This window comes from Candidatus Spongiihabitans sp. (assembly GCF_965247905.1).
Taxonomy (GTDB): domain Bacteria; phylum Pseudomonadota; class Gammaproteobacteria; order Arenicellales; family Poriferihabitantaceae; genus Spongiihabitans.
Map to the genome: position 1 here is coordinate 258,091 of NZ_OZ252047.1, position 24,673 is coordinate 282,763.

The window sequence follows — 24,673 nt, forward strand, 5'->3', positions numbered from 1 at the left end:
ATTGCCTAGCCTATTGCCCGGCCCGGCGATTAAACATCGAGATTTGAAACCGCAAACGCATTCTCTTCTATAAATTCTCTGCGCGGTTCCACCTGGTCGCCCATTAGCGTGGTAAAGGTCTCGTCTGCGCCAATGCCGTCTTCGATGGTAACCTGCAACAGTCGTCTGACCGCCGGATCCATGGTCGTCTCCCACAGCTGTTGCGGGTTCATTTCCCCGAGCCCTTTATAGCGCTGGATGGCAAACCCTTGCCTGGCTTTGGACATCACCCAATCCACCGCTTCGGCAAAGGTTGCCACCTCGGTATTTGTGTCGCCCCAAAGCACGATGATTTTTCTCCTCTGGTCCTTCCCCGGGCTCTCCCTCGGGCTCTCCCTCGGACCCTCTATTTCCTTTAGTTTTGCGGCATGGGCGATCAGGCTTCGGTACTCGGCGCTTCTGAAAAAACTACCGGTTAAAACATATTCTTCGCTTAACCCGTATTGATCACGCCGAACCGTGAGCGCTGCCGTTTTTATCTCCGCCGCGACCTTGTAAGCGACGATATCCGTCGCCCTCTTATTTAACGCTTGCGCCAGCAGCTCGGCAATCCGGTTCGCGCTTGGCGCATTGAACAAGTCCGCTTCCAGTATCGGCTCTATGGCAAGCAGCGTATTGAGCACGTCCTGATTGAATCTTTTCGCTAAACGGTGGATGGTTTGCTGGGTTGAATTGTGCGCCATAACCAACGATTTCAATTCCGCGTGTTGTAGAATTTTATTGTTTTTCAGTTTGATTTGCGCTTTTTCCATGGCAATCCCCAGCAAAAAATCAGCCATTGCGGCATCATCCTTGATATAGGTTTCCTTCTTTTTCAGCACCACTTTGTACAGTGGCGGCTGAGCGATATAAATATGTCCGCGCTCGATCAATTCGCGCATTTGCCGAAAGAAAAAGGTCAGCAGCAGGGTGCGAATGTGCGAGCCATCAACATCGGCATCGGTCATGAGGATGATCCTGTGGTAACGCAGTTTGCTGACTTCAAAATCATCCTTGCCGATGCCGGTGCCAAGCGCGATAATCAACGTGGTCACTTCCTCTGAGGAGACCATTTTGTCAAACCGCGCTTTTTCCACGTTCAGAATTTTGCCTTTAAGCGGCAGGATTGCCTGGAACTTTCGGTCCCTGGCCTGCTTTGCGCTGCCGCCGGCGGAATCGCCTTCCACTAAATAAATTTCGCATAATGCCGGATCCTTTTCCTGACAATCCGCCAATTTGCCGGGCAAGCCGCCGAGATCCAGCGCGTTTTTGCGGCGAGTGATATCCCGCGCTTTTCTCGCGGCCTCGCGCGCGCGCGCGGAATCAACGATTCGATTGGCAATTATTTTTGCTTCCGCGGGGTTTTCCAGCAGAAAATTGCCGAGCGCTTCATTGACCGCTGATTCGACCGCGCCTTTCACCTCTGATGAAACCAGTTTCTCTTTTGTTTGCGATGAAAATTTCGGGTCCACAACCTTAATGGACAAAATCGCGGTTAATCCCTCCCTGCAATCATCGCCGCTTAAACTGACTTTTTCCTTTTTTGCCAGGCCGAGGCCGTTCACATAACCGTTCAAGGTTCGCGTCATCGCGCCGCGCAAGCCGGCTAAATGCGATCCGCCATCCCCCTGTGGTATATTATTGGTATAACAAAAGGTGTTTTCCTGGTACGAATTATTCCACTGCATCGCTAATTCTATTTGTACCCCCGCTTTTTCGGTTGATGCCGTGAACACGGTGGGATGCAAGGGTGTTTTCTTTAAGTTCAAATGGCTGACAAAGGCGGCAATTCCGCCTTCATATTCAAATATGTCGCCGGATTCAGTGCGCTCGTCATAGAGCTCGATGCGTATTCCGGAGTTTAAAAACGACAACTCCCGCAGCCGCTTGGACAGAATCTCATAGTGGTAATGCACCTGGCTGAATGTTTTGCGGCTGGCCCTGAACGTAATGATGGTGCCTGATTTCTCTGTTTCGCCAACGATTTTAAGGGGCGCCACCGGATCGCCATGGGCGTATTCCTGAGCATGAATTTTTCCATCGCGATGGATTTCCATACTGAGTTTTTCCGAAAGCGCGTTGACCACAGACACGCCAACGCCGTGAAGCCCGCCGGACACCCTATAAGAATCCTGATCAAACTTGCCGCCGGCGTGAAGCACCGTCATAATGACTTCGGCCGCGCTCTTGCCACCCTCGTCCTCTAAAATCCCGGTCGGAATCCCGCGGCCGTCATCACTGACGGTAATCGACTCATCGCCGTGGATAGTCACCTTGATTTTGTTGCAATACCCGGCCAGCGCTTCGTCGATCGCATTATCCACCACCTCAAAAACCATGTGGTGGAGACCGGTGCCGTCATCGGTATCGCCGATGTACATGCCGGGCCGTTTCCGCACCGCATCCAGCCCCTTTAGAACCTTTATGTTGCTCGAATCGTATTCATTCGTCATTAGCGTTTATTGCCTGAATAAAATCAGTGATTTTAACCTATTTTACGTTGAAAAGGGTTAATTCTTGTTTATCGTATTATCTGTTTTTTCTTTATTAATCAAGGAGTTGCAGGTTCTAAAATCGCTTGTCCATCGGCGCTGTCTTGCTGTTGGCAATGGGCTTAAAATAACGCTGCTGGTCGCGCGGCGCGACTTTGCGACTTGGCTTTTAACGGCCGCTCAGGCGCGCTGTAAAAACGCGGTAGAACTCGAAAACCGCCCGCGGTGACTGATTGCGATATGTTCAAGTGTTGCCCTCTTATCTTTATGCGTCCTATGCGTAACCAGTGGCCTTTTATGGGTTTGTTTTAATTGGTCTGCTGACCTGCTCTTGAATAGAGGCGTTCCTGTTCGACCGCTACGATTGTTTCACGTGAAACATCGATTTGCGATTATCATTTTAGTTTCAGTTGTCTATTCGCGTTGCCATGCAATTGTTTCACGTGAAACAATTGCATGGGTCTAATTACTTCCGGTTGTGTGCGCAAAAGCGCTGTTTTCGGAATTTACGCTGGGATAAACAGCCCCTTGGTCGTCATTGCGGGCTGGCATCCGGCTCGGATTCAGTTTTGATTGGATTATGCGTATCATCCCCGATACACGCAAAACATTGACCGCCTGATTTAACGCTTTCTTGTGTGGCCATGGTCTCTGCCCGCGCTCCATCCCGTGCTTTTTTCGCCACGTGGTTTAAAACCGCATGGGCATCACCAACCAGATTGATCGATTATCTTCGGGTTGTTTGATAATGCACAGTCCATCGGGCCCTTGTAGATGAAGTTCAACATTTTCAGTGCTGACCGCCCGGGCCGCATCCACCAAATAGCTAGCGTTATACCCGCTTTCTATTTTTTCGCCCGCGTAGTCAATCTCCAATTCTTCAACGGCCTCCTCCTGTTCTGGATTGTTCGCGGTAATACGCATAACCCCGGGCTCCAGTGCAATTTTTACGCCCTGAAATCGGTCGGTTGTTAGCACTGCGGCCCGATTCGTCGCTTCAATAAATTCAGCTCTATTCACGGTTATCATAATATTGAGCGCGGTTTCCAGAACATCTTGAAAATCAGGAAACTTGCCATCGATCAGTTTTGTGATGAGGGTGGTTTCTCCTTTGGTAAGCTTAAGGTGTTTCTTGCTGATTTCAAGCGTAATTTCCTGGTCGTCAGCACCCTCCAGAAAACGGTTAATTTCAGCAATTGCTTTTCGTGGAGCGATTAATTGCCTGCTGTCCGTGGTATCCAGAGCGATATTTACATTCGATTGCGCTAATCGGTGGCCATCCGTCGCAATCGCGCTAAGAGAATTTTGAGTAAGTTCAAGTAATACCCCATTCAAATAATAACGCACATCCTGGACCGCCATGGCAAACGCAGTCTTCTCAAGCAAGGTTTTAAGAGATAACTGATTGATTTTAAATCGTTCTTCCCAAGTATTATCTTCAATTCGCGGAAAATCGCTGGCCGCCAATGTTTTCAGTGTATAGCGGCTGCGCCCGGATGAAACAATCACCTTGTCTGATTCATGTTTTATGGAAATAACCGCATTTTCCGGTAACATACGGGTTATATCGAGCATTTTACGCGAAGATACCGTAAATACACCATCATCGCCGGCAACCTCAGCAATCGTTTCTGAAATCTCGACTTCCAGGTCTGTTCCCACCAAATTTAATTTACCGTCGGTTAGGTTAAAATAAAGGTTGGACAAGATTGGAAGGGTTTGCCGTTTTTCGACAACACTGCCAACCAAAGTTAATACAGGTAGAAGATCAGCTCGGGCTATTTTTATATTCATGTTAAATATATAGTAGTAGTAATAGTTAAGGCCTGTGGACTTGTGGAAAACTCGAATAAACGGCTATTTTACAGTTATTTAGCGGTTACTTCACTGTGGGCATGTCCATAGAAAAGCATTGTAAAACGAAAGAACGGATTGTGGGTAACTTTTTTCCACAAAACTATCCACAAACCAGGCGCGGTTATCAATTAAAACTCCACAACGTTATGCACAGCAACAACCGCGGATGGCAGGGTCAAGCACGGGAACTAACGCACCGGCTTCGCCAGCACGGCATAACGTTAACCATTGAACAACCGTTGCAGATTTTTTTGGTCTTCCTTCATTTTTGGATCGGAGTGAACCAACTCTTTTATTTTTCTGCAGGCATGCAATACCGTAGTGTGATCCCGGCCACCAAAGTGGTCTCCAATTTGCGGCAGACTCAGATTGGTGAACTGTTTGGCAAAGGACATCGCAAGCTGGCGCGGCCGGGTAATGGTTCTGGCACGGGTTTTTGAGAGTAGATCAGCCACTCTAATCTTGTAGTACTCGGCGACGGTTTGCTGAATATTCTCGATGCTGATTTGTGTTTCCTGATAAATCAGGATGTCTCTAAGCGCCTCCCGCGCTAAAGCCATATCGATTAGGCGCCCGGTAAAACTCGAGCTGGCGAAAATTCTGTGCAAGGCTCCTTCAAGGTCCCTGACATTGGAACGCACTGCGTTGGCCACAAAAAAGGCAACATCATTCGGCAGGTCGACACCCCGTTCCAACGCTTTCTTTTCGAGTATGGCGACCCGGGTTTCAAGTTCCGGCGGGTCGATGGATACGGACAAGCCGCTGCTAAACCGGGAGATAAGGCGCTCTTCGACATGATTGATGGCTTGGGGGATGCGGTCGCTGGTGATGATGATCTGCCGCTGGCCCTCAAGCAGGACATTAAAGGTATGAAAGAACTCTTCCTGGGATTGGGTTTTCTTGGCGAAAAACTGAATATCGTCAATTAACAGCGCGTCCAGGGAACGGTAATGCCGCTTGAACTCGTTCATGGTATTGTTTTTCAACGCCTTGACCATATCGTTGACAAACAGCTCCGAATGGACATAAACAACCTTTGCCTTCGCGTTGCTGTCTAAAATCAACCGCCCGGAGGCCTGCATTAAGTGGGTTTTGCCTAAGCCGACCCCGCCATAGATAAACAGCGGGTTGAACGCCTTCCCCGGGTTTCCTCCGACCTGCAACGCGGCCGCGCGCGCCAGCTGATTGGACGCACCCTCGACATGGGCGGCAAAAGTATAGTCCGCGTTAAGCGTACCGCCGGAATAGGGCAACGATGCGGTGCGGTTGTTTTCCTGAGAAGAGGGGAGCCCGCGCGCAGCAACAGACCCGCCATCGAGGGCCTCGGCACGGACGGAACCGACGCGGTCCTGATGATAACTGCCAATTTCAAGCTGCACCCGGTCGACGCTGATATCCATTGCCAGGATAGTGGTCTCAATTTGGTCGAATAAATTTTGCTTGATGTAGTTAAGCACGTAGCGGTTTGGCGCAAGCAGGTTGAGTGTGCTGCCGCTGAAATTTGTATGCAGCGGCATAATCCAGGTATTCATGTCGTCGGCTGAAAGCTTAGCCCGCAATTGTTGAAGACAGGTATCCCACATAAGGATGGCTCAGGTTTTGCTCGCGTTCATTAAAAGCTCTGGCTCATTGAGGTTTCTGGTTCCGGTTGCGCCTCAAGGCGAGCAAAGAACCAAGCCATACTATTGTTTTTAAACGATAATATAACGTTTTTATAGTTAAAATCATAAATAGGTTGTATTGCCCGACAAGGATAGTTTAATCTTAAAGACGCTTTTTATCCACCGTTATCCGGAATATTTCCCCGAAAAACTCCATAAATAATTCAGAGCAAGACAACATCGACTAAAGCGCAGCCAGAAAACCGGCAAAATCGCAACCTCAAACTTATCCCGAAATTCTAATGAACCCAGATATCCTATACTTAAGGCGGAAAACATGAAAACCCAGGCAAAAGCGGTAGTCATCGGCGGCGGCGTGGTCGGCGTCAGCACGCTGTACCATCTAGCGCGAAAAGGCTGGACCGATTCGGTCTTGCTTGAACGGAAAGAGTTGACCTCGGGATCAACCTGGCACGCGGCCGGGCTGCTGCCCTTGTTCAACATGAGTTACTCGGTCGGCAAGCTGCACCAATATTCGGTACAATTTTATCAGACGCTTGAACAGGAAACCGGCTTGACCGTCGGCTTTTCACAGGTCAGCAACATCCGCCTGGCATGTACCGAAGACCGCATGGACGAATATAAATATTACGCCGGGGTCGGGAAAACGGTCGGCGTGGAGATAAAATTCTTGACCCCGAAACAGGTCAAGGCAATTTGGCCAATGTGCAATATCGAGGGACTGGCAGGAGCAATTCAGCACCCCGAAGACGGCTATATCCAACCCAATGACTTGACCACGGCGCTGGCCAAGGGCGCGCGCAGCCGCGGGGCTGAAATCTATCGCCATACCTGCGTGACCGGCATTGAACCGCGCGCCGACGGCTGGCGGGTCAAGACCGACAAAGGCGACATATCTTGTGAGCATGTCATCGCCTGCACCGGCAACTTCGCCAGAAAAACCGGGCAGATGGTGGGCCTTGATATTCCGGTTATACCGGTGCAGCATCAGTATATCGTTACCGAAGCCCATCCAGACATTCTGGCCAGAAAAGCGCAAGGGCTGCCCGAGCAAGGCGTGTTGCGGGAATCGGACGCCGGCTATTATTTGCGCGAAGAAGCGGGTGGCCTGTTACTGGGCATTTATGAGCAAGGCGCGCCCTGCTGCTATGTGGACGGGCCCGCGCAAGACTGCGAGAATGAGTTGTTTCAGGAAGACCTGGATCGGCTTATGCCGCATATTGAGGCCTGCATTCGCCGCGTCCCGGCGTTTGCGGAGGTCGGGGTGAAGCAAGTCTATAACGGTGCCATCGCCTATACCCCGGACGGCAACCCCATCGTCGGGCCGGCCTGGGGCTTGAGGAATTTCTGGCTGAACGAAGGCCACAGCTTCGGCATAACCGCGGCCGGCGGAGCCGGCTGGCAGTTAGCCGAATGGATTGTGGACGGCGAGCCGACGGTGGATATGATGGGCGTGGACCCAAGACGATTCGGCCCTTATACGGCGCGCGGCTATTTGCGGCAAAAAAACGAGGAGGCCTATCGAAATGTTTTCACCAACCACTTTCCGGATGAAGAGCGCGCCACCGCGACGCCCTTAAAAACTACGCCTTGCTATGGCCGAATGAAAGCGTTAGGCGCCGTGTTTGGCCATATTTATGGATGGGAAAGACCAAACTGGTTTGCGCCAAAGGACTATCAGTTGCCTGCGGGAGAAATCGGTAGCGCCGATGTTAATGGCGATGAGGTGTTGCTCGGCAACAACACATCGCCGGCGCTGGACGATGGCCGTATTGTCGAACGATATTCGTTTCGCCGATCAAATTATTTCCCGTATGTCGGGCAGGAATGCAAGCACGTGCAGAAAAAAGTGGGGCTGCTTGACATGTCGGCGTTTTCCAAATTCGCGGTGGCCGGGCACGGCGCCGAGGTCTGGCTGGAGTCTCTGGTGTGCAACCGAATACCCAAGGGCATCGGTCGAATAGGGCTATGTCATATGCTGTCGCGAAATGGCGGCGTACGCGCCGAGTTCACGATTCACAAGACCGCAAACAATCGCTATTACGTGGTCTCAGCCGGCGCTATGGAACGCCATGACTGGGATTATCTGCTTAAAAACAAACCGGCGAACGGCGTCGAGCTACAAAAAATAACCACACAATTCGGCGTCTTGGTCATCGCCGGACCGAAATCTCGAGCCCTGCTTCAGAAACTAACCGATACGGATTTATCCGATGAAAAATTCAAATGGTTAACCGGCAAGCCGATAAATATTGGTGCCGCAAGCGCCAATGCGCTGCGGGTAAATTTTGTCGGCGAACTCGGCTTTGAACTACACCATCCGATAGAAATGCAAAACTATATTTTTGATGCGGTGATGGCGGCCGGCGAGGAATTTGAGATTAAGCCGTTTGGCATCCGCGCCATGGACAGCATGCGTCTGGAGAAATCCTATCGCTTAATCCCGCGGGAAATGTCGATAGAATATTCAGCGTTTGAGTCGGGCCTTGATCGGTTCATCCGCCTTGATAAGGACAGCGATTTTATCGGCAAGCAAGCCTTGATCGATTGGCAAAAACGCGGCGCCAAGAATGCGTTTGTCACCCTGGAAGTCCATGATGTGACGGATGCCGATGCGCGCGGATCGGAAGGTATTTACTACCGCGGCGAGCTGGTCGGCCGAGCCACCTCCGGAGGCTATGGATTCAGGGTTGAAAAATCATTGGCCTTAGGCTTGGTCAAGCCTGAATTGGCGACTATCGGCACCGAACTGGAAATCGAGATCTTGGGCAAGCCGCGCCCGGCCACGGTCATCGCCGAGTCGCCGTATGACGCCGAGAATCAAGTGCTGCGGGGGTGATGCGGGCGGCGGTGGTGATGCCGCCACAATAACGACAAATAATAATGAAAACACAACCACAAATATTTATGCCTTCTGCCGGCGCCTGCGACTGGAAACGCTTGTTGTTGGACCCGGCGAAACATTGGCGGCGCGGCCGGTCCGCGCGCACGCTGGCGTGTTGCTGGGAAGATGCCAATGGTTTTCCGCCCGAGATTTCGGCGGTGTTGGCATCGGCGCCGGCGTTGACGGGCATCGCCCCGTTGCTGATTTTCCCCGAATGGAAAGTGTCGTTGCCGGGCGGTAGCCGCCCATCGCAAAATGATGTTTGGGTGCTGGCGACATGCGATGTTGGCTTGGTGTCGATTGCGGTCGAGGGCAAGGTGGATGAGTCCTTCGGCAACCCGGTCGTCGAGTGGCGAAAAAAAGCATCCGACGGGAAAACCAAGCGGCTCGCGTATTTGGCGGACATGCTCGGCTTGCCGCAACCGATACCGGATGACATTTATTATCAACTGCTGCACCGCGCCGCCTCGGCGCTGATTGAGGCGGCGCGTTTTCGCGCCACGCAATCGGTCATGCTGGTGCATTCTTTTAGCGATAAGGACGCTGGCTTCGACGCGTTCCATGCCTTCGTCGCGCTCTACAACAAGACCGCCGAGCCGGAAAAATTATGCGCCGTGACCGCGAAGGACGGCGCGCCATTACACTTGGGTTGGGCGCGCGGCGATAGACGATACTTGGCCGCATAGCCGCGACGGCGAAGAGGCAGGACTGGCCGGGGCAACGATCCCCAACCTCGTCATTCCGTGTTTGACACGGAATCCAGTAAGACCTGCGCGGCGATAGCCGCACCACATACGATGGCCGGTGGCGACGCCGCGGTCGTGCCGGTGACCGCAAAACGGTGACACGTTATATATGACGACAATGACAATGAACGGCGACCGCCGCCGCGCTACCACCGCGCCGCAAAATAAACTACACTGGCGGCACTTTGTCGCCTCAGTTCTTCACTCAACATGACCACCCACGCACTTCACGCCGACCTCGCCCAGCACGGCATTCGCGACACAGCAGAGCTGATTCACAACCCCTCGTTTGAACGGCTGTTCACGGAGGAGACCAGGGCCGATTTAACCGGGCATGAGCGCGGCGTGCTCACGACCAGCGGCGCCATCGCGGTGGATACGGGGGTTTTTACAGGCCGTTCGCCCAGCGATAAATATATTGTTCGGGACGCTCTTACGCGCGACACCTTTTGGTGGTCGGAGCAGGGGGAAAACGACAATCACCCCTTGTCCCAGGCAAACTGGGCCGACCTTAAAACCATCGTTGCCAATCAATTATCAAACAAACGGCTGTTCGTGGTGGATGCGTTTTGCGGCGCAAACCCAGGCAGCCGGTTATCGGTTCGCTTCATCATGGAAGTGGCCTGGCAAGCGCACTTTGTCAAAAACATGTTTATCCGGCCAGGCGCTGCGGGGTTGGCGGACTTCGAGCCGGATTTTGTGGTGATGAACGCGGCCAAGGCAACCAATCTAAACTGGCAAGCCATGGGCATGAACTCAGAAAACTTTGTTGCGTTTAACCTCACTGAAAAAATGCAGCTCATCGGCGGCACTTGGTACGGCGGCGAAATGAAAAAGGGCATGTTTTCAATGATGAATTACCTGTTGCCATTGCGCGGCATGGCCTCCATGCACTGCTCGGCGAATGTATCCGAAGACGGTGAAACCGCCCTGTTTTTCGGTTTGTCCGGAACCGGAAAAACCACCCTGTCAACGGATCCGAAACGGCGGCTGATCGGCGATGACGAGCACGGCTGGGACGATCAAGGTGTGTTTAACTTTGAAGGCGGCTGTTATGCCAAGACCATCGGCTTGAAAGAACAGGCCGAGCCGGATATTTATCGGGCGATCCGGCGCGACGCGCTGTTGGAAAATGTGGGTGTCAGGGAGGATGGCACGGTCGACTATCAGGACCGCTCAAAAACTCAAAACACCCGGGTTTCCTACCCCATTTACCACATCGACAATATCGTCAAACCGGTGTCCAGAGGCGGCCACGCCAACAAGGTAATCTTCCTGTCGGCGGATGCCTTTGGGGTGTTGCCGGCGGTTTCAAAATTGACGCCAGAACAAGCAAACTATCATTTTTTATCCGGGTTCACGGCAAAGCTGGCCGGCACAGAACGCGGCGTTGACCGACCAACGCCGACTTTTTCAGCCTGTTTTGGCGCAGCATTTTTAAGCCTTCACCCGACAATATATGGCGAACAACTGGTTCAGAAGATGCAGGCTGCTGCGGCGCAGGCTTATTTAGTCAACACCGGATGGAACGGCAGCGGCCAAAGAATATCGCTAAAAGACACCAGGGCGATCATTGACGCCATCTTAAACGGCGACATCGAACAAGCGTCATTTAACACGATTCCCTACTTTGGCTTGGCGGCGCCGCAAACCCTGGCGGGAGTCGACGCCCATATTCTTGATCCGCGGCAGACCTATGCCGACCCGCGAGAGTGGGATGAAAAAGCGAAGCAACTGGCCGCCCTGTTCATCGAAAACTTCAAAAAATACGAAGACACCGCGGAGGGCAAAGCGTTGGTTGCCGCCGGGCCGCGCGCGGCCGTTTAAGAATAGCCAAAGCCCGCGTCTAAAACATGGCGGACCATAATGCGGTTGGCGAGTGGCCGCCCGAACACGATTCGAAACCATGACAAAACCGCGATTTAACGCACAAAATCTAATCAACGGCTGTGAGCAGCTTGGGATTGGCATTGATGCGCATCAGCAAATGAGCCTGCTGACCCACATTGAATTATTAGCAAAATGGAATGCCCGCCTGAACCTGACCGCGATCGCATCGAATGATGACATGATCAGCCACCATATTCTGGATTCGCTGGCCATCCATCGTCATGTCATCGGCGGCGCCGTGCTGGATATTGGCAGCGGCGGCGGCTTTCCCGGGCTGCCATTGGCAATCGTCAACCCGCAGTGGCGAGTTACCCTGCTTGACAGCCGCGGTAAAAGGGTGGAATTTCTGCGAAACTGCATTTCAAATCTGGCATTGAAAAATGTTTCGCTGGTAAAAAGCCGGATTGAAAATTACCAACCACACAGAAAATTTGATACGCTTACCGCCCGTGCGTTTGCACCTTTACCGGGATTGGTTCGACTCAGTCAAGCAAACCTCAGCCAGGGCACCCGCTTGTTGGCGCTTAAAGGCCGATTTCCAGCAAAAGAAATTGAATCCCTGACCGGTGAATTGCCCGCATTACCCAAATTACCCGAGCAAATGCGACCCAGACTAACGGTTGAGAAACTGGAAGTGCCCTTTTTGGAGGCCCAGCGACACTTGATCATTATTGATTTTTAACATTGGCGAGAATAATTGCAATAACCAACCAAAAAGGCGGGGTCGGTAAAACCACCACCGCTATAAATCTGGCCGCTTCATTGGCCCATGCCGGACATAAGGTGTTATTGATTGACACCGACCCTCAAGGCAACGCCACGGTGGGTAGCGGCATTGCCATGCGCGAACTCGAAGCGAGCGTTTATGAGGTGCTGTTAGGCGAAACCGGCATCGCCCAGGCCATCATCCCGACGCAATACAAATTCCATATACTGCCATCCCACCCTGATTTAGCGGGCGCCCAAGTGGAAATGACCCAACTCGAATCCCGCAACCAACGTCTGGAGCGGGCGCTAAGCGACGTCGCCAACGGGTTTGATATCATGCTGATCGACTGCCCGCCGGTGCTGAATGTGCTCACCATGAACGCACTAACCGCAGCCGGGGAGGTGCTAATCCCGGTGCAATGCGAATACTATGCCATGGAAGGGCTCACCAGTTTGATGGAAACCATTCGCCTGGTGCAGCAAGAGCTCAACCCGAAACTGGAAATTCTCGGCTTGGTCAGGACCATGTATGATGGCAGAAACAACCTGGCGGTCGAAGTCTCCGAGCAGTTGCAGGAACATTTCCCGAAGCAATTGTTTCGAACCCTGATCCCGAGAAATGTGCGCTTGGCCGAAGCCCCCAGTCATGGAAAGCCGGTTTTGGAATACGACCCGCAATGCGCCGGCGCCCAGGCATACCTGGCGTTGGCCCGCGAATTGTTGCGCCGACATAACGGTTAGCCGCAAGCCGCTCAAAACATAACGACAAGAACATTCACGACAAGAACAGCAACCCAAGGACAAACACGCAATGGTAAAAAAGAAATCAAGGCTGGGTCGAGGTCTGGGGGCGTTGCTCGGCGACGTGAAAACCACAACCCAGGTTGCCCAGTCGCCGCCCGAAACAAGCCGACAAGGAGCAGATGCCAGGTCCGAAACCAGCAGCGATCGGGCAAGCCGCACAAGCTATCGTGAAATTCCGATCGAGCAACTGCAACGCGGAAAGTATCAGCCAAGAGTGCGCATGGACAAAAACGCGCTGGCCGAGTTAGGGGAATCGATCAAGTCGCAAGGCGTGATACAGCCCTTGTTGGTGCGGCCCGCGGGAAAGCGCGTGGGCGAAGGCGCGGCGGCACAGTTTGAAATCATCGCTGGAGAGCGACGCTGGCGCGGCGCGCAACTTGCCGGGCTGGCGACGGTTCCCGTAGTGATACGGGAAATTACCGATCAAACCGCCATCGCCGTGGCCCTGATTGAAAATATTCAACGGGAAGACCTCAACGCCATTGAACAAGCCAGAGGCTTTAAGCGTTTGCTCGACGAATTCAGACTGACCCACCAGGAAGTATCTGATACGGTAGGCTGCTCGCGCACGGCGGTGAGCAACTTGTTAAGACTGCTGGCGTTGCACCCGGCAGTTCAAAAAATGGTCGAAACCGGCGAAATTGATATGAGCCATGCTCGAACACTGCTGGCGTTGCCAGAGGAAGCGCAGCCTGAAATCGCCAATCAGGTGAGTCGCCAAGGCCTCTCTGTTCGGCAAACCGAAAGACTGGTCAGGAAATGGGCCAAGGCTAAAGATGAGGCCAGCGACAAGACCGGAGCGGACACGACTAAAACCAGGAAAAACCAGCAAGCGGACGCGGACATTGCCCGTTTGCAAGACGATCTTTCGGCGCGCTTAGGCGCGAAAGTGGATATCCGGCATGGCGCGAAGAAAGGCCGGCTTATTATCCACTATCATTCTCTGGATGAACTGGACGGTATTCTTGAGCGCATAAAATGAGATGGGAAAATGAGTCGGAAAAATGAGCTGGCGGACGGCATGAACCCATCTCAAACCACGCTAAACCGTGCCATTGGTGTAGTATGATGGCGCGCAGGTAAAACACGAGGCAAAATAATGTCATTGCAAGAAATAATACGTGATGTTCAAAACAAACTCAAGAACAATGAATATCCCAATGAGCAGTCGATATCGCAAGGCGTTGTCTTGCGGCTCTTAGCGGCAATGAAATGGCCAATCCATGACACTCAGTTGGTGATCCCGGAATACAGCGTTCGAGGGAAACGAGTGGATTTTGCGCTGTGCGCTAAAAAGAACAAGCCGGTCATCTTTATCGAAGTGAAACAACCGGACAGCGCGTCCGGAGCGGATGAGCAATTATTTCAATACGCGTTTCTTCAAGGCATCCCGTTCGGTATTGTGACAGACGGCCGGGAATGGCATTTTTATCTGCCTGCAGGGGCCGGGAGTTTCGACGAGCGCAGGGTCTATAAACTGGACTTGATAGAACGAGACACGCATGAATCGATATATCGGTTAGAGCGATATTTGTCTTTTGACGAAGTTGCACAAGGCGGCGCGTTAAAAAACGCGCAAGAAGACTACGAGAATGTCTCCAAGGAAAGACAGGCAGAGGCGAATATTCCTATTGCATGGAAAAAACTGCTGGAAGAAAAGGATGAGATGTTGACCGAGGTGGTATCTGATAAAGTTGAAAGCATCTGTGGGTATAAACCCATACAAGAGCAAATCATCACCTATCTAAGCGCATTGAAATCGGATGTGCCGGATTTTCAGCTGGTAGCACCTAGAACACCGATCACAAAACCGACAACCATAAAACCCGAAGGCTCTAGCAAGCCGCGATCAAAAACAACGGAGCGAATGAAAATAGAAGTAACTTTTCCAGATGGGGTTGTGATCTGCCACCGGAATGTCGGGCAAACAATGATTGATGTGTTTAGAAAAAGTGGCTTTGGCAACGTTGCGACGTTAAACATTATAACAAACGGGTACCCGTTGGTATCAAGACAGCAGCATACGCAGGGAGGTTATACATGGAACGACGCCGGTTCGGGATTCTTTGTGTGTACGCTGTCCAGCACGGCTAAAAAACTGGACTATTTAACTATAGTAAACAAGCAAATGAGGCTGGGCTTGCGAATCAAACAAGTGCCAAGTACACGAGCAACCCAAAGCAAACCGTAACACACCATAGGCATCACACTCTGGCAACGGTTTTGTTAAAACAGGTTGTTGATTTGTCATGACACCATTTTTCGCCACCGCGGATTCCGGATTTTACGCGAAAATCACCAAAACCCGGTGGCTGGCGGCGGCAAGAGATGCCCGGGCGGTGATGTGGTTCATCACCGTCAGCCTTGCGCTGGACTGATGCGCGGCCCGATTCATCCGCCGGCATTAGAGCGCAGCGTTCGCCGAGTGCTGGCGGCGCAAGCGCTCCTCGCCATTTTGCTGGTGGCCGTGGTGTTGGCGACGACGGTCTGGTCGGATCCAACGACGGCCACGCTTTCGCTGGCGCGGGTGAAAGCCGTCGCATTCGGTTCATTGCTGGGAATCCTGGCCACCGTGATAACCGCCAGAAGTGTGATAAAATCCAGCCAAGCGGCAACCGAGCATAGTCCCAAGCAGGGTCATGGTGAATCAAACGCCAGCGCACACTTGGGGATGTTGCCGCTTTATTCCGGGCTGTTGTTCAAGTTGTTGTTGGTCGCTGGCGGCGCCTTTGTCGGACTGGCTTACCTGCAACTCGGGCCGCTTTATATCGCGCTGGGTTATATTACCATGCAGGCTGGGTATATATGGGCCGCGAGCGATCATAAGCGCGCGCCCGACCGTTGAACATGATTGACTATAATTATTAAGCGATGGCATCGTCAGAAGCGATCACCTCAACCGAGTTTATTCGTCACCACCTGACCAACCTGACCTTTGGGCGGCACCTCGATGGCCGTTGGGGGATGGCGCAGTCCGGCGAGGAAGCGGCGGAAATGGGGGTCATGGCGGTGCATGTGGACAGTTTGTTCTGGTCGTTTACGCTCGGCGTCCTGTTCCTGTGGATTTTTCGCCGGGTCGCGAAATCGGTGACTTCCGCGCAACCGGGGATGATGCAAAACTTCGTCGAATGGATTGTTGAATTCATAGACGGCAACGTGCGCGATTCATTCAGCGGCAAGAATGATTTAATCGCCCCGATGGCACTGACCTTGTTTTGCTGGGTTTTCCTGATGAACCTGATGGACCTGGTGCCGGTGGAAGTGTTGCCAAGAGCCTTGGAGCTTGTTGGCATTCACTTTCAAAAAGTGGTGCCCAGCACCGATCCAAACATTACCTTTGGCTTGGCGCTGAGTGTTTTTACGTTGATGATCTACTACAGCATCAAGGTAAAGGGCATTGGCGGCTTTGCCGCGGAATTAACCATGCAGCCGTTCGAGGCAAAAAATCCGGTGCTGAAAATACTGTTCATACCGGTGAACTTTTTCCTTGAATTCGTCAGCATGGTCGCAAAACCAATTTCTCACTCGCTGCGATTGTTTGGTAACATGTACGCGGGAGAGATGATTTTTATTCTCATCTCATTGATGTTTGGTGCCGGCGTCACCCTGACCTTGTTCGGCGGTGTACTACAGTTTATCTGGGCGGTTTTTCATATCTTGATTATTACCCTGCAAGCGTTTATTTTCATGGTATTGACGATTGTCTATATGGATATGGCGCACCAGCATCACTAACCTCGGGACACATTTTATTTTATTGATTTTATTGATTTTCATGTGATTTTTTTACGGCAACTTCTACTTATCGGAGATTAAGATGGAACAAGCACTTTTATATATCGCAGGCGGGATTATGATGGGCCTTGGCGCATTGGGCGCTGCTGTCGGCATCGGTATCCTCGGTGGCCGCTTTCTTGAGGGCGCGGCCCGCCAACCGGAGCTGATCCCAATGCTGCGCACTCAATTCTTCATCGTCATGGGGCTGGTCGATGCGGTGCCGATGATCGCGGTCGGCATTGCCATGTACGTCCTGTTTGCTGTGGCTTAATGTCAATGTCAATGAATCCAAGACTAGCTTTAACGATACATAGAGGCGATTCGAGATGAATCTGAATCTCACACTGGCTTTCCAGGTGCTGTTTTTTATTGGCTTTGTCTGGTTTAGCAAGAAGTTCGTTTGGACGCCGATCATCGGCGCACTGCACCAGCGTAAAACCCAAATCGCCGACGGCCTGGCCGCGGCTGAAAAAGGGCAAATGGCGGAGCAACAAGGGCGTGACCAGGCGCAACAGGTCATCGCCGAAGCCAAAGAGCAGGCAAACGAAATTATCGGCAAAGCCGAAAAACGCGGCGCTGAACTGGTTGATGAAGCCAGAGACCATGCCAAACAGGAAGGCGAGCGCATTACCACCGCCGCTCAGGCAGAAATTGATACCGAACTCAATAAGGCCAAAGAAACGTTGCGCGGACAAGTCGGCGAGTTGGCGGTGGCCGGCGCGCGCCAAATCCTGAAGCGCGAAGTCGACGGCAAAGCGCACGCCGATCTGCTTAATGATCTGGCGGCAAAATTGTAGCCGCCGGACGCACAACATGACGCACAACATTATGTATGGTTGCCGCTTATTTGGCATTTAACGCTCGACACTTATTTGATTTGAACAACAGTTTCTCGACGAGTGCGGTAAAACTATGAATAGAAATGAGCCAGGGTATCCAATCGTTTGCCAGATGTTTCACACATTGGCAAAACGTGCATCAACGGAAAACGGCCCACGTATCAATGACAGAAATTTTGGTACCGGTCTCGGTCTCGGGTGGAAATATGGTTGGCTTGACTTGGGATACGTTGAGTCGCTTTTTGATCTTATAGAAAGGTATTGTTTAGAGAAGAATCTTCATGCGCTATCTGCCCTCGTTGTGCGATCGGTTGGCGACATCGACGTAAGTTTTCCGGAGAAATGGTTTGGCAAAAATATTGCAGACATCAGCGACGGAAAAATTAGCGAATGGAAACCACCGCTCAGCGATTTGCAAAAAGATTGGCACCGTAGCTACTGGTTGAATCTGCAAGCGAAGTGGAAAAATATCGATTACGCGAAAAAATCGGAAGATTTCTGTGAGTGGCTGGCCCTCGTCGACTGGTTTGAATGGCCTTCCACTGTTGCACCCGTCGGCCCGGGGGAAATGGATGATATTCCTATGCCTAGAGTCGGTCTTTTTTCGTACCTTAATTATCGTGTGGGCCAAAACGGGAAACCGGATGATGAAAGAGAACAGATTTTGAATAATATGTTTTGCAACAAACTGCCGCGCATTAATAGCGATGAATACATGGAAGAATTTGATCAGCCGAAATCAGCTATGCGCTTGAAAAAGATGGCAGATTTTTTAGCGGCGCAAGCAAGAAACTATTCACGCAATCAATATAGCGATTATTCAACGGCAATTTCCCACTATAAAATGGATTTGGACTATTTGTATGATAAGTATTATGTGGAATACTTTGGCTTTGATGCTAGCTCTGGATTTCCGTGGCCGGATTGTCCAACCCCCGAGCCTAAAGCCGAATTTATACCCACACGTGAGCGTAAACCAAAGAGATCTCAATGGGTGAACAAAGTTAATCCGCCGATGGACGACGTATTACCGGATAGTCCATCGGAGGCCGCCGATGAGGATAAAGCGCGTGAACTTGAAGTTGCAGAAGTTGAGACGCTCAACTATATAACCAAGCCCGAATACGAAGTAGCGGTGGAGTTAAAGCATATCGCCAGACCTTACGCCCGCGCGGTGTTTGAGTTGGCGCAACAGCAAAATGATTTAGCGGGTTGGGGCGAGCGGCTGAATCTGCTGGCGGTCATCGCCGCTGATGTCAATATGGCAAGCATCATCGGCAACCCCCACGTCTCCACTGAGCAATTACAAACGCTTATCCTTGAAGTGGCCGCCGACCGCCTGGTTGGAGATTTGAATGAACAAGCCGTCAATCTGGTGAAGTTGCTGGCGCACAACGGGCGCATCGGCGCGTTGAACAACATCGCACGTGCCTTCACCGCGTTGCGCTCAGACGCCGAAAAAACCGTGTCCGCGACCATGGCAACCGCGGTGCCGATCAACGACGCGCAGCAACAACAATTCATCACGGCATTGCAATCCAAACTCGGACGCAGGGTAAATCTTGCGTTTGAAGTGGATGAGAAGTTAATCGGCGGTGCCGTGATTCGCGCCGGCGATCTGGTGGTTGACGGTTCGGTGCGCGCGCAACTGGAACAACTCGGCGGCGCCCTTGAGGCATGACACGAACATGAACCCAAACGCGAACAAAGCAGAGGAAAAGATATGTCCATTCAGTTGAATCCGTCCGAAATTAGCGATCTGATTAAAAAACGAATCAAAAATTTCGAATCAGACGCGGCGGCGCGCACGGTCGGCACCATCGTCATGCTGACCGACGGCATCGTCCGCGTACACGGTTTGTCGGAAGCGATGCAGGGGGAAATGCTGGAGTTCCCCGGCAACACCTTTGGCTTGGCGTTGAACCTCGAGCAGGATTCCGTGGGCGTGGTCATCCTCGGCGAATACAAACACTTGTCCGAAGGCGACACCGTCAAGTGCACCGGCCGAATCCTCGAAGTGCCGACCGGCGAAGGCTTGCTCGGGCGCGTGGTCAGCGCGCTCGGCCAACCGATCGACGGCAAGGGCGCGATTGATTACGCGGAAGTATCGCCTATTGAAAAAGTAGCACCCGGCGTGATTACGCGTAAGTCGGTCGATCAACCGGTGCAAATCGGGTTGAAGTCGATCGACTCCATGGTGCCGATTGGACGCGGCCAGCGCGAGTTGATTATCGGCGACCGGCAAACCGGCAAGACCGCAGTGGCGGTGGACGCCATCATTAACCAAAAGGGCGCCGGCATCAAATGCATCTATGTCGCCATCGGGCAAAAAGCCTCCAGCATCGCCGCGGTGGTGCGCAAACTCGAAGAGCATGACGCCATGGCGCACACCATCGTGGTCGCGGCATCGGCATCCAACTCCGCCGCCGAGCAGTTCATCGCGCCATATGCCGGCTGCACCATGGGCGAGTATTTCCGCGACAAGGGCGAAGACGCGCTGATCATTTATGACGACCTGACCAAGCAAGCCTGGGCCTATCGGCAGATTTCCCTGCTGTTGCGCCGCCCGCCGGGACGCGAAGCCTATCCCGGCGATGTGTTTTACCTGCACGCCCGATTGCTGGAACGCGCCGCGCGCATCAATGAAGCAGAGGTGGAAAAGATTACCGGCGGAAAAGTCAAGGGCAAGACCGGCTCGCTGACCGCGCTACCGATCATCGAAACCCAGGCCGGCGATGTGTCGGCGTTCGTGCCGACCAATGTGATCTCCATCACCGACGGCCAAATCTTTTTGGAGACGGATTTATTCAACGCCGGCATTCGTCCAGCCATTCACGCCGGCCTGTCGGTGTCGCGCGTCGGCGGCGCGGCGCAAACGCCAATCATCAAGAAACTCGGCGGCGGCATCCGCCTGGCACTGGCGCAATACCGCGAACTCGCCGCCTTCTCGCAATTCGCCTCGGATTTGGACGAAGCCACGCGCAAACAATTGGAGCGCGGCGAGCGCGTCATGGAAGTGATGAAGCAACCGCAATACCAGCCGATGTCGGTGGCGCAGATGGCGCTGTCGCTGTTCGCCGTCGGCGAAGGATTTTTGGATGACATTGAAGTCGGTAAAGTGGTGGAGTTTGAAGCGGCCATGCAAGATTACATCAAGTCCAACCACGGCGAATTGATCGACGAGATTAACGCCAACCCCGAATACAACGACGAAGTCACGGCAAAACTAAAAACCGCGATTGAAGATTTCAAAAAGAACGGAAGTTGGTGATGGTGAAAAGAGGTAACTTGGTTTACCCGAATCTACTATGCAAGAGAACGAATGACCCAATGAGTACTTGTTGTAAAATTTGCTTTATATTTTTTATCGACCGCTTGAGAGGAAACCGCTATGAATACTGAGATCAACCGCCGCCGCTTTTTGCAGCAGGCAGGCTTGTATCTCGCCGCCACCAGTGCAACCTGCATAGGATGCAGTTCTGCTTTCGGCTATTCGCATTCGCGCGGTTGTGCATTAAGTGCATCCGATGCCGGCGGAGTGGGCAGGTTGGTAACTCGAATTACGCCCAGCCAAATCAACAAATTGTTTTACGCCTATGTCGACTGGCTCAATATCCACACCGAATTGGAACCGTCGTTTGCGTTTATGCAAGAGCAGTATGGGCATAATGCATTCGCGCTTCGTGAAGATGTGGTGCGCGGTTACAGTGAGAATGGTTCGGTGCTGTTCGGCATCAACCTGATTAATCATTTAGAGAAATGGCCAACGTTGGATGTGTTGGTCAATTACGCGGCGATGCTGGCGGTGATGGCGCATGAATGGGCGCATATCGCGCAGTTTGCATACGGCATTGAAACCTATGCGGTCAAGCCGATGGAACTGATGGCAGATTTCATTGCCGGCGGGGTAGTGGCGAATCAAGAAGCTTCCAGCGATAAGCATAACCGGTCCCTTGGCAAATATGATCAAGCCAATATTGATATGGCAGCTGGGGCAATGACGGTGATTACCAGCATGGGCGATCGCGCCTTTAATTCCGCCGACCATCACGGCACGCCCCGTGAACGCTTGGTGGCTTACACCAACGGGATTACATTCCACCGCCAAAATCCAAGTAGCGATTTTGAAGATGTATTGTTTGAAGGTCACCGCTTATACATCTAACTAAAAGCGGCGAGGTGCTCCGCCGTTGATTTAATTGCCAATGTGATGTCTCAAAAAAATGCCCGGCGCAAAAGAAATCCGTACGCAGATTAATTCCATCAGCAGTACGCGCAAGATTACCAAAGCCATGGAAATGGTGGCGGTGCGCTTTGCGTCATTTTGACAAAAACCCAATTAACACATCAATGAGGAAAATAAAATGCCATATGAAGACATATTGAAACGCGCCGAAGGTCACATGACCAAGAAATACGACGAGCAGTTCGAGGAAGCAAAAGCGCAAGGGTTGAGTTGGTATCCTTGGGTCGGCAAGGAATATAGCAAAACCGGAATTCTGATTGTCGGCATGAGCGCCTACTATAAGGAGGGGGCTGATTGGTCAGACGAATGGCGTAAGTTTTGTGACGAAGACCCACGCCCGAATCATGTGCTGGTCTCTGAATGCCTTGAAGATGACCGCCATAAACCTTTTGAGGCTGTAGCAAAAATGTTTATTGAGAAGGGGGCAGACAAAAACTACGAAGACACCAGAAAAAGGTTTTGGTCTTCCGTTGCTTTCCTGAACTTCTGTCAGAAACTCGTTAATGGAGCATCAGGGCCATGCAACGACAGCGAACATTCGAGGGTTGCGTTGCAAAAAGCCATTGAAATTATTAAGCCGAAGCTGGTTTTGGCATGGACTACCCAACTATGGAATGTAGGGTTCCCTTGGGCTGACGATCAAGAACGAGACAAGATTGGCCACGACATCCCGCGTGTTGTTGCTCAAGACCCGCCGGTCGTCGGTGTTTTGCACCCATCGTGGTGGGTGCGGGGCAAGGATACTGGTGCCAAGTGGCTTGAGTTTTTATGCAACGAGCCGTTAAGCAAAAAACCAATCAATGATTTTCTGCAACACTTGAACAACACCACTAAATAAACATCATGAGCATTTTAGACAAAGCGAAGCAACTAACCGGCGAAGCTCAGGAGTCGGCGGGCAAAGCCAGTGATGAATTGCTTGCTAAAACAATTATCATCGCCGGCGAAAAAATGGAAAAGACCAACGTGCTATTGAAGGCGCAAGGAGCGAGGTATCGCGTGAGTAGCATTGAGGTGAATATGAGCATTCCACCATCGGTGTCGTTTTGCATTCGCCGGATTGACAAAAAATAATCGACGTACGCACGACAACGCACAAACGAAAAACTTAAGGTAACGACCAATGCCATCCGCAAAAGAAATTCGCACGCAGATTAACTCCATCAGCAGCACGCGCAAGATCACCAAAGCCATGGAAATGGTGGCGGCGAGCAAGATGCGGCGCGCGCAGGAGCAAATGCGAGCGGCGCAGCCATATGCGCGCAAAATGCGCACCGTGGTCGCGCATCTCGCCCATGCCCATGCGGAATACCAGCATCCCTATACCATCGAGCGAGAAGCCAAAGCCGTCGGCTACATCATCGTATCCAGCGACCGCGGCCTATGCGGTGGGCTCAACATCAATGTCTTTCGCAAGGCGGTTAACGCCATGTCGCAATGGCATGACCAGGGCGTCAAGGTCAAGGTTGCAGTCATCGGCAAAAAAGCCAGCGCATTTTTCAAACGCTTCAATGCGGAGGTGGTCAGCGAAGCGGTCGGCTTAGGCGATACGCCGCAGTTGGAAGAGTTGGTCGGCGCGGTCAAGGTAATGATCGATGGTTATCTCGAAGGCGGCATTGATCGCTTGTTTGTGGTCAGCAACGAATTTGTCAACACCATGACCCAGAACCCGAATGTTGAGCAGCTTATACCCATTTTGCCCAGCGATGAAAAACAGTTGGATCATTATTGGGACTATATCTACGAGCCGGATTCCAAACAGGTGATCGATGTGTTGATGGCGCGTTATATCGAGTCGCTGGTTTATCAGGAGGTGGCCGAAAATTTCGCCTGTGAGCAAGCGGCCAGAATGGTGGCAATGAAGGCCGCGACCGACAACGCGGGCGGCTTGATCGATGACTTGAAACTGGTCTATAACAAGGCGCGGCAGGCGGCGATAACGCAAGAGTTGTCGGAAATAGTCGGCGGCGCGGCGGCGGTTTAATTGGGTGACACGAGATGCCGAAATGGGATATAACAAAGTTGTTTGTCGATCTGCCAGTGGCATCGGTGGTGTTGGTGCTTGCGCTGGCATTTCTCTTTTATATGCATAAAATGTATCAGCGGCAGTTGGACGATCGACAAAAAGAAATCGACCGGTTGGCGGAAGAAAACCGCGAATATCGCGAGATGTTCTTGTCGTTTGTGCGCGCCGCCGAGAAAATCCCGCCTCAAACTTCAAATCAGCAGGAGACAAAATGACTACTGTGTTATTCCTAACGTTTATTTTATTTGCCGCATACTGCCGCATTTGGTTGCGGCGGGTGGCGAAGCATGACCGCGTGTTGTTTCCACTTTGCCAACTGCGCCGTGACATCATGCGCTTTCTGCGCGAACATACCCCGAATGAGTCAAACGCATTGTCCAGGAAAGAATATGAGTCCATTCTGCGATTGTTGGATGCGGTCAGCACCATGATCCATCATTACAATCGGCACAAAACAGTGATGTTCAATTTTCGAAAAGCGGTCAAATTCAGCAAGGAATATCGGCATGTGCGGAATCAAGCGCCGCCGATTGACATGACCGGCAACGACGAAATCCGAAAATTTCACCATCAGTTTCTGGGGTTGTTGGCGAGGGCGTTCCTCGCTTATACCCCATTGTTTCGTTTTGAAGTGTTGTTGCGCGTGTTCGTTGCCGCTTATCGTGCCGGCAAGGCGCACGCCCAGGACGCTAGCGAAATCACCTCGGTTGCGCGTGATGCGCGTGAAGACGAACGCCGGTATGGCGCGCTCGCGGCCGCTTAAA

General features: G+C 52.1%; 23 protein-coding genes. 20 read left to right on the forward strand and 3 right to left on the reverse strand.

The features are described 5' to 3' along the window. Window positions 1-29 precede the first annotated feature (29 nt). The 3 genes from gyrB to dnaA form a co-directional block, all read right to left on the reverse strand. On the reverse strand, window positions 30-2,471 hold the full coding sequence (gene gyrB, locus ACP158_RS01425; RefSeq protein ID WP_424947220.1) for a DNA topoisomerase (ATP-hydrolyzing) subunit B: 2,442 nt from the start codon (window positions 2,469-2,471) through the stop codon (window positions 30-32). A 729-nt stretch (window positions 2,472-3,200) separates the two neighbouring features. Beyond that, on the reverse strand, window positions 3,201-4,304 hold the full coding sequence (dnaN, locus tag ACP158_RS01430; RefSeq protein WP_424947221.1) for a DNA polymerase III subunit beta: 1,104 nt from the start codon (window positions 4,302-4,304) through the stop codon (window positions 3,201-3,203). A gap of 284 nt (window positions 4,305-4,588) precedes the next feature. Further along, complete coding sequence (dnaA, locus tag ACP158_RS01435; RefSeq protein ID WP_424947222.1) at window positions 4,589-5,950, reverse strand: chromosomal replication initiator protein DnaA; 1,362 nt, start codon at window positions 5,948-5,950, stop codon at window positions 4,589-4,591. Between the two features lie 355 nt (window positions 5,951-6,305). On the opposite strand from dnaA, the gene ACP158_RS01440 reads away from it, so the two are divergent. From ACP158_RS01440 to ACP158_RS01535, 20 genes are all read left to right on the forward strand, one after another. Continuing rightward, entirely contained in the window at window positions 6,306-8,828 is a 2,523-nt protein-coding gene (locus tag ACP158_RS01440) for a GcvT family protein (RefSeq protein ID WP_424947223.1), read from the forward strand. A 44-nt stretch (window positions 8,829-8,872) separates the two neighbouring features. Further along, a complete protein-coding gene (locus ACP158_RS01445) occupies window positions 8,873-9,559 on the forward strand; it encodes a DUF6946 family protein (protein ID WP_424947224.1) in 687 nt (228 codons plus the stop codon). Between the two features lie 270 nt (window positions 9,560-9,829). Continuing rightward, a complete protein-coding gene (gene pckA / locus ACP158_RS01450; RefSeq protein WP_424947225.1) occupies window positions 9,830-11,446 on the forward strand; it encodes a phosphoenolpyruvate carboxykinase (ATP) in 1,617 nt (538 codons plus the stop codon). Window positions 11,447-11,525: 79 nt separating this feature from the next. Continuing rightward, the gene (gene rsmG, locus ACP158_RS01455) at window positions 11,526-12,191 is read left to right on the forward strand and encodes a 16S rRNA (guanine(527)-N(7))-methyltransferase RsmG (protein WP_424947226.1); all 666 of its coding nucleotides are present in this window, start codon (window positions 11,526-11,528) and stop codon (window positions 12,189-12,191) included. Window positions 12,192-12,193: 2 nt separating this feature from the next. Further along, complete coding sequence (locus ACP158_RS01460; RefSeq protein ID WP_424947227.1) at window positions 12,194-12,958, forward strand: ParA family protein; 765 nt, start codon at window positions 12,194-12,196, stop codon at window positions 12,956-12,958. Window positions 12,959-13,028: 70 nt separating this feature from the next. Beyond that, on the forward strand, window positions 13,029-14,003 hold the full coding sequence (locus ACP158_RS01465; RefSeq protein WP_424947228.1) for a ParB/RepB/Spo0J family partition protein: 975 nt from the start codon (window positions 13,029-13,031) through the stop codon (window positions 14,001-14,003). A gap of 117 nt (window positions 14,004-14,120) precedes the next feature. Then, window positions 14,121-15,212: a type I restriction endonuclease gene (locus tag ACP158_RS01470; RefSeq protein WP_424947229.1), complete on the forward strand. Its 1,092-nt coding sequence runs from the start codon at window positions 14,121-14,123 to the stop codon at window positions 15,210-15,212. A gap of 58 nt (window positions 15,213-15,270) precedes the next feature. Further along, entirely contained in the window at window positions 15,271-15,399 is a 129-nt protein-coding gene (locus ACP158_RS01475) for a hypothetical protein (RefSeq protein ID WP_424947230.1), read from the forward strand. Then, the gene (locus ACP158_RS01480) at window positions 15,399-15,866 is read left to right on the forward strand and encodes a hypothetical protein (RefSeq protein WP_424947231.1); all 468 of its coding nucleotides are present in this window, start codon (window positions 15,399-15,401) and stop codon (window positions 15,864-15,866) included. Before ACP158_RS01475 ends, ACP158_RS01480 begins: the two co-directional genes overlap by 1 nt. 26 nt (window positions 15,867-15,892) lie before the next feature. Then, window positions 15,893-16,756, forward strand: a complete 864-nt coding sequence (gene atpB, locus ACP158_RS01485) for a F0F1 ATP synthase subunit A (RefSeq protein WP_424947232.1) — start codon at window positions 15,893-15,895, stop codon at window positions 16,754-16,756. A gap of 76 nt (window positions 16,757-16,832) precedes the next feature. Further along, on the forward strand, window positions 16,833-17,069 hold the full coding sequence (gene atpE / locus ACP158_RS01490) for a F0F1 ATP synthase subunit C (RefSeq protein WP_423910838.1): 237 nt from the start codon (window positions 16,833-16,835) through the stop codon (window positions 17,067-17,069). Window positions 17,070-17,124: 55 nt separating this feature from the next. Then, window positions 17,125-17,595 (forward strand): F0F1 ATP synthase subunit B, encoded by a 471-nt coding sequence (locus ACP158_RS01495; RefSeq protein ID WP_424947233.1) that lies wholly within the window; start codon window positions 17,125-17,127, stop codon window positions 17,593-17,595. 343 nt (window positions 17,596-17,938) lie between these two features. Next, window positions 17,939-19,318 carry a F0F1 ATP synthase subunit delta gene (locus ACP158_RS01500; RefSeq protein ID WP_424947234.1) on the forward strand — a complete coding sequence of 460 codons (1,380 nt, stop codon included), beginning with the start codon at window positions 17,939-17,941 and terminating at the stop codon, window positions 19,316-19,318. A gap of 42 nt (window positions 19,319-19,360) precedes the next feature. Beyond that, window positions 19,361-20,908: a F0F1 ATP synthase subunit alpha gene (atpA, locus tag ACP158_RS01505; protein WP_424947235.1), complete on the forward strand. Its 1,548-nt coding sequence runs from the start codon at window positions 19,361-19,363 to the stop codon at window positions 20,906-20,908. Window positions 20,909-21,028: 120 nt separating this feature from the next. Continuing rightward, a complete protein-coding gene (locus ACP158_RS01510) occupies window positions 21,029-21,802 on the forward strand; it encodes a M48 family metalloprotease (RefSeq protein ID WP_424947236.1) in 774 nt (257 codons plus the stop codon). Window positions 21,803-22,001: 199 nt separating this feature from the next. Beyond that, window positions 22,002-22,721, forward strand: coding sequence for a hypothetical protein (locus ACP158_RS01515; protein ID WP_424947237.1), 720 nt, complete (start codon window positions 22,002-22,004; stop codon window positions 22,719-22,721). 5 nt (window positions 22,722-22,726) lie between these two features. Then, window positions 22,727-22,957: a hypothetical protein gene (locus ACP158_RS01520; RefSeq protein ID WP_424947238.1), complete on the forward strand. Its 231-nt coding sequence runs from the start codon at window positions 22,727-22,729 to the stop codon at window positions 22,955-22,957. A gap of 49 nt (window positions 22,958-23,006) precedes the next feature. Then, window positions 23,007-23,867, forward strand: coding sequence for a F0F1 ATP synthase subunit gamma (gene atpG / locus ACP158_RS01525; RefSeq protein ID WP_424947239.1), 861 nt, complete (start codon window positions 23,007-23,009; stop codon window positions 23,865-23,867). A 14-nt stretch (window positions 23,868-23,881) separates the two neighbouring features. Then, window positions 23,882-24,124, forward strand: coding sequence for a hypothetical protein (locus tag ACP158_RS01530; RefSeq protein ID WP_424947240.1), 243 nt, complete (start codon window positions 23,882-23,884; stop codon window positions 24,122-24,124). Next, window positions 24,121-24,672, forward strand: a complete 552-nt coding sequence (locus ACP158_RS01535; RefSeq protein ID WP_424947241.1) for a hypothetical protein — start codon at window positions 24,121-24,123, stop codon at window positions 24,670-24,672. Before ACP158_RS01530 ends, ACP158_RS01535 begins: the two co-directional genes overlap by 4 nt. The last annotated feature ends 1 nt before the right edge of the window (window position 24,673 follow it).

Excerpts from the sequence above, each read along its gene's own strand:
- ACP158_RS01480 (WP_424947231.1), top strand. The coding sequence starts at position 15,399 with ATGCGCGGCCCGATTCATCCGCCGGCATTAGAGCGCAGCGTTCGCCGA.
- ACP158_RS01470 (WP_424947229.1), top strand. The coding sequence starts at position 14,121 with ATGTCATTGCAAGAAATAATACGTGATGTTCAAAACAAACTCAAGAAC.
- ACP158_RS01440 (WP_424947223.1), top strand. The coding sequence starts at position 6,306 with ATGAAAACCCAGGCAAAAGCGGTAGTCATCGGCGGCGGCGTGGTCGGC.
- ACP158_RS01530 (WP_424947240.1), top strand. The coding sequence starts at position 23,882 with ATGCCGAAATGGGATATAACAAAGTTGTTTGTCGATCTGCCAGTGGCA.
- ACP158_RS01495 (WP_424947233.1), top strand. The coding sequence starts at position 17,125 with ATGAATCTGAATCTCACACTGGCTTTCCAGGTGCTGTTTTTTATTGGC.
- rsmG (WP_424947226.1), top strand. The coding sequence starts at position 11,526 with ATGACAAAACCGCGATTTAACGCACAAAATCTAATCAACGGCTGTGAG.
- ACP158_RS01445 (WP_424947224.1), top strand. The coding sequence starts at position 8,873 with ATGAAAACACAACCACAAATATTTATGCCTTCTGCCGGCGCCTGCGAC.
- ACP158_RS01510 (WP_424947236.1), top strand. The coding sequence starts at position 21,029 with ATGAATACTGAGATCAACCGCCGCCGCTTTTTGCAGCAGGCAGGCTTG.
- atpG (WP_424947239.1), top strand. The coding sequence starts at position 23,007 with ATGCCATCCGCAAAAGAAATTCGCACGCAGATTAACTCCATCAGCAGC.
- atpA (WP_424947235.1), top strand. The coding sequence starts at position 19,361 with ATGTCCATTCAGTTGAATCCGTCCGAAATTAGCGATCTGATTAAAAAA.
- pckA (WP_424947225.1), top strand. The coding sequence starts at position 9,830 with ATGACCACCCACGCACTTCACGCCGACCTCGCCCAGCACGGCATTCGC.
- ACP158_RS01520 (WP_424947238.1), top strand. The coding sequence starts at position 22,727 with ATGAGCATTTTAGACAAAGCGAAGCAACTAACCGGCGAAGCTCAGGAG.
- gyrB (WP_424947220.1), bottom strand. The coding sequence starts at position 2,471 with ATGACGAATGAATACGATTCGAGCAACATAAAGGTTCTAAAGGGGCTG.
- atpB (WP_424947232.1), top strand. The coding sequence starts at position 15,893 with ATGGCATCGTCAGAAGCGATCACCTCAACCGAGTTTATTCGTCACCAC.
- ACP158_RS01535 (WP_424947241.1), top strand. The coding sequence starts at position 24,121 with ATGACTACTGTGTTATTCCTAACGTTTATTTTATTTGCCGCATACTGC.
- dnaA (WP_424947222.1), bottom strand. The coding sequence starts at position 5,950 with ATGTGGGATACCTGTCTTCAACAATTGCGGGCTAAGCTTTCAGCCGAC.
- ACP158_RS01515 (WP_424947237.1), top strand. The coding sequence starts at position 22,002 with ATGCCATATGAAGACATATTGAAACGCGCCGAAGGTCACATGACCAAG.
- ACP158_RS01465 (WP_424947228.1), top strand. The coding sequence starts at position 13,029 with ATGGTAAAAAAGAAATCAAGGCTGGGTCGAGGTCTGGGGGCGTTGCTC.
- dnaN (WP_424947221.1), bottom strand. The coding sequence starts at position 4,304 with ATGAATATAAAAATAGCCCGAGCTGATCTTCTACCTGTATTAACTTTG.
- ACP158_RS01475 (WP_424947230.1), top strand. The coding sequence starts at position 15,271 with ATGACACCATTTTTCGCCACCGCGGATTCCGGATTTTACGCGAAAATC.